The sequence below is a fragment of the Kitasatospora sp. NPDC088779 genome (genome assembly GCF_040685395.1).
Taxonomy (GTDB): Bacteria; Actinomycetota; Actinomycetes; order Streptomycetales; family Streptomycetaceae; genus Kitasatospora.
Window position 1 is genome coordinate 56,630 of the sequence record NZ_JBFBHW010000049.1, and the last position, 10,561, is coordinate 67,190.

A 10,561-nucleotide genomic window follows, 5' to 3' on the forward strand; every position below is an offset into this window, starting at 1 on the left:
TTTCGAGCTCCGGGGAGTTCCCGTTGGTCCACCACATCGAAGATCCGGCCCGCCGCAGGGGCAGGTGGCGAAGGCCGCTCGTGGCCTTCGCCACCGCGACCGCCGTCGTGGGAGTGCTCGCGGCTCCCGGCATCGCGCCCGTGGCGAACTCCTTCGGGAGCCCTTCACCCTTCTTGTCCTGGCATCAACTGATGGCCATCCAGGGCCAGATGAACGAGACGGCTTCGGCCGTGGAACAGGTGTCGGGTCGGATCGGCAGCCAGGCCCTCGCCGGCGTGGTCGCCGCCCCCGAGACGAAGCACCTCACGATCTACTGGCACGGCGAGCTGACGCCCGAGGTCCGGGCGGTCGTCGCGCACAGCCCGGTGCGTGTCGACGTGAAGTCGGCGCCGCACAGTGCGCAGGACCTGAAGGACGCCTCGCACGAGGTGACGCGCATCGCCGATTCCGCCGGAGTACGGATCACCGACGTGGCGATGCCGCAGGACGGGAGCGGCCTCACCGCGACCGTGGTGGGCGGTGAGGCCGACGCACAGCGGCTGCGGCGGGCGGTGGCGTCCGTGAGCGTTCCGGTGACGGTCGAATCGAACGGCACGGAGTCGATCAGCCTCGGCGAACCCTCGCGCCGGAGCGATCCGGGCGCCGGCGGCGCGCAGATCATCTCACCGTTCTGCAGCACGGCGTTCGCGATCAACTACCGCGGCGAGAACGCCATGCTCACCGCGGACCACTGCTTCATGCCGAACAACGAGACCAACGTCCGGTACGGCGTGGACGACACGGGCGGACAGGGGCCGGCGATCGGCACCCGGATCTCGCCCCACATCGTCCGCCAGGACGAGAGGGGGCCCGTCTACCTCGACGCGGCCGTCATCAAGCCGTCCTCGGGCATCACGATGGACCAGCAGATCTGGACGGGCGGCGCGGCCGACCAGTCCAGCATCTCGCAGACCAAGAAGTGGGTGAGCGCCGCGCAGGTGGCGCACGAGGGGAACTGGATCTGCAACGAGGGCGCCCGATCGGGCGAGATCTGCAACATCCAGGTCACCACCAAGGTGACGGACTACTACGCCAAGGGCCCCGACAACCTGGGCGGCGACATCGAGCACCACTACATGTACGGGTGGAAGGCCCTCAAGCAGTTCACCGCCGCCGACAACTCGTCCATCGCGGCCCGCAGGGGTGACAGCGGCGGCCCCGTCGTGCTGGGCGGCGGCCCGGACCTGCCGGGGGCGCCGCCCAACATCACGGCCCTGGGCATCGTCTCGGCCACCACGGGTGGAACCTGGAGCTGCAAGACGCCGGGGAAGACGATGGCGACCACCTGCGCGGGCGGCATCATGTTCGTCGGCCTGGAGGACGCCCTCCCCATGCTGGGCGCCAAGATCGGCGTTCGCGACTGGAGCACCGGGCACCTGAGCTGGGAGGACTTCGGCGGGGGCGGCGGGGGCGTGGCGATGGGCTCCGACCCCAAGCCGCACGACCACACCGAACTGGTCGACGGCAACGGCGCGGCGATGGCCTACGACCTGCCGAGCGGGCGGCTCGTCGGCACCCAGCCCGGTGACCCGCGGGCCGACTGGGAACTCCTCCAGACGACGGACGGCGGCTGGATGTTCCGGAACCTGGCCGCACCCAACGAGTACCTCGGTCAGTCCGCCGACGTCGGACTCCAGATGTCGGACTGGGAGGGCGGCCACTGGTACTTCCACCTCCAGATCAAGGGCGGGAACTGTCTCGCGCTGTGGCCCGGTACGAGCGTGCCGAACAGCATCGCGACACCCGGCAACGCCCCGTGCGACCACAACGACGAGAACCAGCTCTTCAAACTGGTGCCGGTCGGCGACGAGGACGCCGACCTGCCGAGCACGCCCGGCCCCCCGCCCGCGGACAGCCTGCACCTGCCGTCCCAGCAGCCGCCGGTGAAGCCCTCCGGGCCTTCCGTGGACGCGGCCTACTCCTTCCTCGCCCAGCGCCTCGACGCCCACGGCACCGGCAGCACGCTGCGCGTGCCCCGCAGCTACCAGGGCGGGCACTTCGAGGACCCGAAGCTGTTCGGCCCGGACGGCTTCCAGGCCTCCTTCACGTACGACAACGCGCTCGTCATCACCGCGTTCCTGCAACGCGGCGGAACCGACGACGTCGCCCGCGCCACGGCGCTCGGCGACAGCCTGCTGTACGCCCAGGCCCACGACATCACCCCGGACGGCCGCATCCGCGCCTCCTACGAGCCGGACCCCTTCGTCAAGACCCCCTCCGGCGAGCCGTACGTCGGCGGGTTCTCCGTCTACACCGGGAACATGGCCTGGGCCGGCATGGCACTTACCCGGCTCTACCGGGTGACCGGCCAACAGCGCTTCCTGGACGGGGCGTTGAAGGCCGCCAACTGGATCCAGAACAACACCGCGGACACCCGCGGCGCCGGCGGCTACACCGGCGGCCTGCGCAACGACGACGGCACCGGCCAGACGATGGTCCCGCTCACCTGGAAGGCCACGGAGCACAACATCGACACCGGCGCCTTCTTCGCCATGCTCGCCGGCGTCACCGGCGACGCGGGCTGGGCGCAGCGCTCCACCAACGCCTTCCGGTTCGTGAAGTCCGTGCAGGCCGCCAACGGCCACCTGTGGACGGGCACCGGCCTGGACGGGGTGACCACCAACGACGACGTCGAGCCGGAGGACGTGCAGACCTGGAGCTACCTGGCCACCCTCGACCCGTCCTACGCGCCCGCCGTCGACTGGGCGGCCGGGCGGATGGCGGCCACCGACGGCCCGTACAGCGGGGTGGGCTTCAGCGGTAAGGACACCAGCGGCGTCTGGTTCGAGGGCACCGCCCACCTGCTGGCCGCCTACCAGGTCCGCCGCGCGGACGGCGACGCCGCGAAGGCGGCGGTCCTGATGGCGACCTTGCAGAAGGCCCAGAGCGGCGCGGCAAACACGGACGGCAAGGGCATCGTCGCCGCCTCGCACGACGGCCTGGACACCGGGGAGGGCGACTTCTACTACTCCTCCCTCCACACCGGGGCGACCGCCTGGTACGTGATCGCCGCGCAGGGCGGGAACCCCTTCCGCCTGTGACCGGGAGTCGCGGCCGCCGCGCCGACGGCGGCCGCGACTCGCGGGACCGGAGCGCCGGCTCCACGCCGACCCTGCGAAGCCGGGGGCCGTCGGGGGCGGTCAGTCGGCGACGGCTCGCCAGGCGGGGCCGGCCCCGTCGAGGTGGACCCGGCCGAACACCACGTCCGCGAAATGGACGCCGAAGCCGATCGTGCCCGGTCGGGCCAACTCGGCGACCAGGCGACGGCGTTCCCGCACGGCCCGGTCGGGGTCGAGGTCGGCGGCGGCCGACCATTCGGGGTGGTCCACCTGGACCGGTGAGTGCATGGCGTCGCCGAAGGCGATCAGCCGCTCGCCGCCCCCGGTGATGACGTAGGACGCGTGTCCGGCGGTGTGGCCGGGGGTGAGCAGCACGTGCACGCCGGGGAAGATCTCGTCGCCGTCGAGGACGGTGCGCACCTGTGGTGCCATGGCCTGGAGAATCTCGTCGGTGATGCCGCGCGCCGCCAGGAGGTGGCGGTGTGCCCATTCGGGTGCGGCGACCAGGAGGTCGCGGCCGGCGAACGCGGGCAGGTCGCGGTCCGGGGCGGGGTGCCAGGCCCAGCCGATGTGGTCGAGGTGCAGGTGGGTGATGGCGACGGCCTCGATCGTGGCCGGCGGACGGCCCAGTGCGGCCAGGTTGTCGAGCAGCGCACCGCCGTGGATGGCCCCGCGCGGATTGCCCGGCTGAGCCGGAATCGACTGCGGGCCGAAGCCCGTGTCGATCAGCAGCGCACGGTCGCCGTGCTCCACCAGCAGCGCGCCGATGCCCGCCGCCAGGTTGCCGGAGTCGTCGAGGTACTCGGGGTGGGCGGCCCAGTCCTCGTCCGTGCTGCGGGGGAACCAGCCGCGCGCGCTGAGTTCCACCGCCCCGTCCGGCACGTAGGTCACTTTCGTGTCGCCGAGTCGCAGTGATCGTGTCAGCGCCGGTCGCCGCAGTCGCTCGGCCAACGGCGTCCGGTCCGTGCCCTGTTCCGTCGTGGTGTCCGTCATGGTCGCTCCTTAAGAACGGTTGGCGGTCCGGGAGGACCGGGTGCGGCGCCGGCCCGGTGGCGGGTGTGCCGGGCAGGGCACGGCCCGCGGATCGAGTGGGCAACCGTGGTCGGCGGTACCGGCCGCGTCGGCGGCGGTGACCCGCGGGTGTCCAGTTCACTCCGGTTGGAGCTCGCGATCCAGCAGCACTTCGAGTTCGCGGCGATCACGAATCGCGATCGTCGCGCGCCGCCTCCCGACAGGCCTCCAGCAGGAAGCGCACGCGCTCGGGGGCGGCGGCTCGGTGCACCGCCAACACGGTGGGCAGGGAGAGCGCCGCCTCTGCGCTCCGCGCCCCGGCCGGGGAGCGCACCGGCAGGAAGGCCACCTGGCCGGCGCGCAGCTGGTGGGCGTGCGCCGCGTACACCACCGTCCAGCCGGCAACACCCGCGCCCAGCGCCGCAAGGGTGTCCTGGAGCGAGCTGTGCGGTGGTCCGGGCGCGGGCTCGAACCCGGCGTCCCGGCAGGCAGCCGTGACCAGATCGACCAGCGGCGGGTTGCTCCGGCGTTCCGTCAGGTGAAGCGGTAGCTCCGAGAGCCGGGCGAGGTCGACCGCGTCCGCCCCGGCCAGCGGGTGGCGGGCCGGCAGGGCGACCACGAGTTCCTCCCGCCACACCGGGATCAGCCGCACGCCCTGCGGCGCCGCCACCTCCCCGCGTACGAAGGCCGCGTCCCACTCCCGGTCGGCGACCCGCCGCAGGCGTTCCTCCGGCGCCGCCGAGGCCAACTCCACCCGGGTGCCGGGCGCGATTCGCTCCAGCGCCTCCAGCACCCGTTCCAACCGCACGCCCATTCCCCGGCTCGTCCCGACGCGCAGCACGCTCTCCCGCTCGGCGACGAAGCCGCCGACCAGGTCCAGGGCCCGCTGTCCGGCCGCCAACACCTCACGGGCGCCGGGCAGGAACGCCGCCCCCGCGGCACTCAGCCGCACGCGGCGCCCCGAGCGGTCGAACAACTCGACGCCCAGCTCGCGCTCCAGCCGGCCGATCTGCTGGCTGACGGCCGACTGCACGATCATCAACCGCTCGGCTGCGCGACCGAAGTGCAACTCCTCCGCCACCGCCACGAAGTACCGCAACTGACGAAATTCCATGACCTCGACCGAACCGGGAGCAGGGCACCGCCAGGCTACGGCAAGCACCAGCGCCCCGGTCCGACCGCTCACCCCACCCGGTCCCGGGGGGGCCTATCCCTGGGCGGTGGGGCGAACGACGATGTCGCCGACGTCGACACCGTCCGGCTGCTCGATGGCGAAGGCGATGGCGCGGGCCACTGCGGCCGGCGGGAGGGCGATCTCCATCAGCTTGTCGATCTGGGCCTTCGCAGCCGGGTCCATGTGCTCCGCGAAGTCGGTGCGGACAGCGCCGGGTGAGACGACGGTCACGCGCAGGTTGGCGCCCGCCTCCTGGCGCAGGCCCTCGGAGACGGTGCGCACGGCGTTCTTGGTGGCGGCGTACACCGACTGGAGCGGGACGATGCGCAGTCCGGCGGTGGACACGGTGTTGACGAAGTGCCCGAATCCCTGCTCCCGGAAGAGGGGAAGGGCCGCGGCGATTCCGTACAGGACCCCTTTGAGGTTGACGTCGATCATCTGCTCCCAGTCCTCGACGCGCAGGTCGTCGAGGGGGGAGATCAGGCCGATCCCGGCGTTGCTGACGAGGACGTCGAGCTTGCCGTAGCGCTCGCATGCCAGCTTGACGAGGCCGGGGAGGTCCTCGCGCCGCGTCACGTCCGTGCGGATCCAGGCAGCCTCGCCACCGGCCTGTTCGATGCGGGCGGCCAGGGCCGCGAGACGCTCCGGACGGCGTGCCCCGAGGACGACCTTCGCGCCTCGCTCGGCCAGCAGAAGCGCGGTCGCCTCGCCGATGCCGCTGCTGGCGCCCGTGATCGCCACGACCTTGCCTTCGATTCCCGGCATGCTCGCCTGTCCTTCCAGAGTGCGGATTGCGGATTGCGGTGTGTGGAGTGTGGAGTGCGGAGCAGAGGGGGCGTCCGGGCAGGTCGGACCATGCCCTAGAGTGAAAGTGGAGGCTCCGCCACTTCGCCCAGGTTAAGTGGCGGAGCCTCCACTTAGCAACGGAGAAGGGAACGAGCCGCCGATGACCCGAGAGGCAGGGCGCCCGCTGAGGGCCGACGCGCAGCGCAACCGGGACAAGATCCTGGCCGCCGCGGTGCGCGTGTTCAGCGAGGAGGGGCTCGACGCCCACTTCGAGCGCATCGCCAGGGAAGCGGGCGTGGGAACGGGCACGCTCTACCGCAACTTCCCGACCCGAGAGGCGCTGATCGAGGCGGCGTACCGCAACGAAGTGGCCCGGCTGTGCGAGGCCGCCGCCGGCCTCCTGGCGACGATGCCGCCCGCCGAGGCCCTGCGGGTGTGGACTCGCCGCTTCATCGACTACGCCACCGCCAAATACGGCATGGCCGACGCCCTGCGAGCCGTCGTCGCCTCGGGCAGCAACCCCTACGCCGACAGTCACGAGATGATTCAGGGCGCCCTCAACTCCCTGATGGAGGCCGGTGCCGCCGCCGGAACGATCCGCTCCGACATCCGTCCGACCGACATGTTCGCCGCCCTCGCCGGAATCGCCCTCACCTCGGCCAAACCCGAGCAGCGCGAGCAGGCCGAACGCCTCCTCGACCTCACCCTGGACGGGCTGAAATCCGCGCCGCCCCAGCTGCCCGGACACTGACGACAGAACCCGGACGTCACCTCGGCCGGTGCCCGGGTGTGGTGGCGGAACGGGACCGCCCGGTCGCCGGCTCGGGTGAGGCGGCGACCGGGCGGTCGGGGTGTGTCGGGGTGGGTCGGGGTGGGTGGTGGGCCGCGCCTCGGGGTCAGGCAGCGGCCCGTTCGGGCTGCTCCGCCTGGCGGTCGGCGGGCTGTCCGGTGGCGGCGGGGGTGTTCTCCCGGGGGGCGGGGAGTGCTGCCATGATCGCGGCGGAGATCACGATGGTCGCTGCCCAGGCGAGCCCGTACCTGCCGACCGGGGTGTCGGAGAGCGGGCCGGCGAACCAGTCGCACTTGGTGAAGGCGAGCCCCAGCAGCAGGGCGAGCACCCAGGACACCATGGCCTGCCAGCAGAAGCCGCCCGTGTACCAGTAGCGGCTGTTCCTGCTGGTGTCCATGAGCCCGGCGGCGTCGTAGCGCACCGCGCGTGAGCGGCGCCGGAACATGTCCACCGCGTAGACGCCGATCCAGGCCGAGAAGGAGACGGCGAGCAGGATGAGGAAGGTGATGAAGGAGCCCAGGAAGCTCTTGGCGACCAGCATCAGCAGCAGGCCGCCGACCAGTGAGATCACGGCGTTGATGCTGACGGCCGTGGCGCGTGGCAGCTTGACGCCCATGGTCTGTGCGGTGAAGCCGGCCGAGTACATGGAGAGGCTGTTGATCAGCAGCATGCCCACGATCGCGGTCAGCAGGTAGGGCACGGCCAGCCAGGTCGGCAGCAGGTCGCCGAGGAAGGAGACCGGGTCGGCGGCCTGGGCCAGGCCGGGCGAGGCCACCGCCATCACGGCGCCCATGAGCACCATGGGCACCATCACCAGGCCGGCGCCGGAGACCGTCACGCCGACGATCTTCCTGCCGGAGGCGGCGTGCGGGAGGTAGCGGGCGAAGTCCGGGCCGGTGGGGACCCAGCTGATGCCGCCGGCGGCGATGGTCCCGATGCCGGCGATCATCATCGCGGTGGTGCCCGCGGGCTTGGCGAAGACCTCGCTCCAGTGCATGGTGGCGACCAGGTAGCCCAGTACCAGCACGCTGAAGACACCGAAGAGGTACGTCGACCAGGTGTTGCAGACGTTCAGCGCCTTACGTCCCATGCCGGAGACCAGGAAGGTGCAGGCGACGAAGGCGAAGAGCGTGATGACGATCAGCGCGGTGTTGGTCTTGACGCCGAAGAGCAGGTCGAGGACGGTCAGCACGGCGTAGGCGCCGGTGACGGCGTTGATCGTCTCCCAGCCGAACCGGGCGATCCAGAGCACGGCGCCGGGGAAGAGGTTGCCGCGCACCCCGAAGGTGGCCCGCGAGAGGGTCGCGCCCGGCGCCCCGCCCCACTTGCCGGAGACCGACAGCACGCCGACCAGGCCGAACGAGATGAGCGCGGCGCTCGCCGCGACGATCAGGACCTGCCAGAAGTTCAACTGGTTGAACACCACCAGGGCGGCGCCCATGGTGAGCAGCAGAACGCTGATGTTCGCGGCGACCCAGGTCGGGAAGAGCTCGCGGACTCTGCCCCCGCGCTCGTGGTCGGGGACGGGTTCGATGCCGCGGGTTTCTATCGCGCCGCCGGTCTCGGCGTTCGACGGGTTGTCCATGAGGGTGGCTCCGTGCGTGTGAAGCGGAGATAAATCGAACAAATAGGGCATTTATGGAACTCTTCGCGCGTAGCGCGGGAGTTGAGCCATCCTACTTTGTCCGCTTCGGTTCCAGGTCGGCCCGGTATCGGAGGGGAGGGCGCCACCCCCGCCCGCGCCCCCTCCGCAGACGCCGCAGACGCCGCAGACGCCGTGAACGCCTTGACCGCCTTGAACACCGGAAATGCCGCGAACGCCTCGAACGCCGCGAACGGCGGGCCCGGCCCACGGCCAGGCCCGACGCGCTCGCGGCGCCGCCGAGGAGGAGATCGCGACCGGGATGCGCCGCCGGCCCGGGAGCGCGCAGGCCCGACCAGGCGCCGCCTGATCCAGGCGCTCAGCGCGCACCCGGGGGGTCTCACCTGGCGAACAGCGAACTGCCGCTGACGACGCGGGTGGTGCCGTCGGCGAGGGTGACGGTGACCGTGTCGGGGACGGCGCGGTGTGACATGGTCCCGGGCCACCAGGCGGTCCAGCGGCCGTCCGCCACGGTGACCTGGAAGGTGCGTCCGGCGACCTGCATGGTGATCGCCTTCACACCGGCCCCCACGGAGCCCTGCGCGTAGTTGAACATGGCGTCCCCGTCACCGTGGGAGCCGCCCGTGTCGTACGTGACCGCATCGGCCGCCACGTTCTTCACCGGGTCGATCGCCTCCCACAGGCCGCTGGTCTCCGAGGCGACGTAGCAGAGCATGGTCTTGCCGCCGCGGTTGACGACCATGGAGGCGACCTTGCCCCGCAGGTCCGCGTTGGTGATCTTGACGGGTGCCCCGGCGCCCGGGCCGCCGGCCATCCGGTCCAGGCACCACTTCTCGGCGGTGGCGCCCGGGCCGGTCGAAGCGGCCAGCGGTGTCGGGACGCCGGTCCAGCTGGCCAGTTCCGCAGAGCTCAGCGGCCCGCTGACGCCGCCCCGCGAGGACTGCGCCACGGCCACGGCCACGGCCGTACCCACGACGAGCGCACCGGCGAGGGTGACGGTCAGCCGCCGCCGAAAGCGCGGCCTGGCGGGGGCCGGGGCCGGGGTGGGGGCCGTGGTGGGGGTGGAGGTGTCGAGGTCGATCTGGCGCATCAGGCGCTCCCGGTGTAGGGCGTGGCGTCCTGCGGGGAGGTCGCGCTCGGCCGGCACGGGCACCTGCCCGAGCAGTTCCGCGCGCTCGACCGGCTCCGGCCGCTGTCCGGCGTTCACTGGTGTACCTCCTTCGGGGACGGGGCCGCGCTCGCGGACCCACCCTGGATCTGGTTCCGGCCACGGCCGGGTTCCACTTTTTTCCGCTGCGCCCGGCGCTGGGCCGTCTCGGCGAGACGGTGCAGCCGGGTCCGGGCCCGGGACAGGCGTGAGCGTACGGTGCCCACCGGTACGCCCAGGGCCTCGGCGGCCTCCTGGTAGTCCAGGCCCGCCCACACGCACAGGGCCAGCACCTCGCGGTCCGGGCGGCGCAACCGCGCCAGCGACTGCTGCAGGGCCGCGATCCGCGCCGCGTCGTCGATCCGCCCGGCCACCTCCTGCGCGAAGTCGGGAACGTCCTCGCGGGCTGGCGGGAGCTGCGCCAGTACCTGCCAGTGCCGCCGGGCGGCCCGGCGCTGGTTGCTGACCAGCTTCGTGGCGATGCCCAGCAGCCAGGGCCGCAGCGACCCGCCCTCCGCCTCGACCCGGTCGTGCCGGCGCCAGGCCTCCAGGAACGTCAACGACATCACGTCCTCCGCCGTCGACCAGTCCCCGGTGAGCCGGAACACGTGGTTGTACACCGCGCGCGCATACGTGTCGAAGAGCTGCCCGAACGCGTCCCGGTCACCGGCCCGCACCCTCGCGCGCACTTCTCGATCTGAAGAGTCCACGCCCCCTATCTGGTGCCCCGCCCGCCCGGGTTCCTATGACCTGCGTCACGGCTCCGAGCTCGCACAGCTACGGCGAAGTGACAAGTAGCCCAGAGTGGCTACTGAAGTTGAATTCGTGATGTCGCTCGGATGGGTGAAGCAGTAGCGTTCGCCTGCCGTTGGAGGGTTGGTCCCGGTAGTCGTGTGCTGTGAGGTATGCACAGGGTGGCGGTTTGACCGACGCGGAGAGGGCCGCGCGGGAG

Annotated in this window: 8 protein-coding genes; 2 read left to right on the plus strand and 6 right to left on the minus strand. The window is 71.8% G+C overall.

Going from position 1 to position 10,561, the window contains the following annotated elements; translation table 11 throughout:
* Nucleotides 1-191 precede the first annotated feature (191 nt).
* On the plus strand, nucleotides 192-3,080 hold the full coding sequence (locus AB0P03_RS32540; protein ID WP_363632215.1) for a trypsin-like serine protease: 2,889 nt from the start codon (nucleotides 192-194) through the stop codon (nucleotides 3,078-3,080).
* 99 nt (nucleotides 3,081-3,179) lie between these two features.
* Here the strand turns inward: AB0P03_RS32540 and AB0P03_RS32545 are convergent, their stop codons facing one another.
* From AB0P03_RS32545 to AB0P03_RS32555, 3 genes are all read right to left on the minus strand, one after another.
* On the minus strand, nucleotides 3,180-4,091 hold the full coding sequence (locus AB0P03_RS32545; protein ID WP_363587898.1) for an MBL fold metallo-hydrolase: 912 nt from the start codon (nucleotides 4,089-4,091) through the stop codon (nucleotides 3,180-3,182).
* Nucleotides 4,092-4,296: 205 nt separating this feature from the next.
* Complete coding sequence (locus AB0P03_RS32550) at nucleotides 4,297-5,223, minus strand: LysR family transcriptional regulator (RefSeq protein WP_363587900.1); 927 nt, start codon at nucleotides 5,221-5,223, stop codon at nucleotides 4,297-4,299.
* Nucleotides 5,224-5,316: 93 nt separating this feature from the next.
* Complete coding sequence (locus tag AB0P03_RS32555) at nucleotides 5,317-6,048, minus strand: SDR family oxidoreductase (RefSeq protein WP_363587902.1); 732 nt, start codon at nucleotides 6,046-6,048, stop codon at nucleotides 5,317-5,319.
* 181 nt (nucleotides 6,049-6,229) lie between these two features.
* Between AB0P03_RS32555 and AB0P03_RS32560 the strand changes: the two genes are divergently transcribed.
* Nucleotides 6,230-6,820, plus strand: coding sequence for a helix-turn-helix domain-containing protein (locus tag AB0P03_RS32560; RefSeq protein ID WP_363587904.1), 591 nt, complete (start codon nucleotides 6,230-6,232; stop codon nucleotides 6,818-6,820).
* Between the two features lie 145 nt (nucleotides 6,821-6,965).
* Here the strand turns inward: AB0P03_RS32560 and AB0P03_RS32565 are convergent, their stop codons facing one another.
* The 3 genes from AB0P03_RS32565 to AB0P03_RS32575 all read right to left on the minus strand — a co-directional run bounded on the left by AB0P03_RS32565 (nucleotide 6,966) and on the right by AB0P03_RS32575 (nucleotide 10,298).
* Nucleotides 6,966-8,444 (minus strand): cytosine permease, encoded by a 1,479-nt coding sequence (locus tag AB0P03_RS32565; RefSeq protein ID WP_363587906.1) that lies wholly within the window; start codon nucleotides 8,442-8,444, stop codon nucleotides 6,966-6,968.
* Nucleotides 8,445-8,841: 397 nt separating this feature from the next.
* Nucleotides 8,842-9,669 (minus strand): hypothetical protein, encoded by an 828-nt coding sequence (locus tag AB0P03_RS32570; protein ID WP_363587908.1) that lies wholly within the window; start codon nucleotides 9,667-9,669, stop codon nucleotides 8,842-8,844.
* Nucleotides 9,666-10,298 (minus strand): RNA polymerase sigma factor, encoded by a 633-nt coding sequence (locus AB0P03_RS32575; protein ID WP_363587910.1) that lies wholly within the window; start codon nucleotides 10,296-10,298, stop codon nucleotides 9,666-9,668. Before AB0P03_RS32575 ends, AB0P03_RS32570 begins: the two co-directional genes overlap by 4 nt.
* Nucleotides 10,299-10,561: the final 263 nt, after the last annotated feature.

Bases quoted from the DNA above. Each gene is read 5' to 3' on its own strand.
- AB0P03_RS32550 (WP_363587900.1), bottom strand. From the start codon at position 5,223: ATGGAATTTCGTCAGTTGCGGTACTTCGTGGCGGTGGCGGAGGAGTTG.
- AB0P03_RS32540 (WP_363632215.1), top strand. From the start codon at position 192: ATGGCCATCCAGGGCCAGATGAACGAGACGGCTTCGGCCGTGGAACAG.
- AB0P03_RS32565 (WP_363587906.1), bottom strand. From the start codon at position 8,444: ATGGACAACCCGTCGAACGCCGAGACCGGCGGCGCGATAGAAACCCGC.
- AB0P03_RS32545 (WP_363587898.1), bottom strand. From the start codon at position 4,091: ATGACGGACACCACGACGGAACAGGGCACGGACCGGACGCCGTTGGCC.
- AB0P03_RS32560 (WP_363587904.1), top strand. From the start codon at position 6,230: ATGACCCGAGAGGCAGGGCGCCCGCTGAGGGCCGACGCGCAGCGCAAC.
- AB0P03_RS32555 (WP_363587902.1), bottom strand. From the start codon at position 6,048: ATGCCGGGAATCGAAGGCAAGGTCGTGGCGATCACGGGCGCCAGCAGC.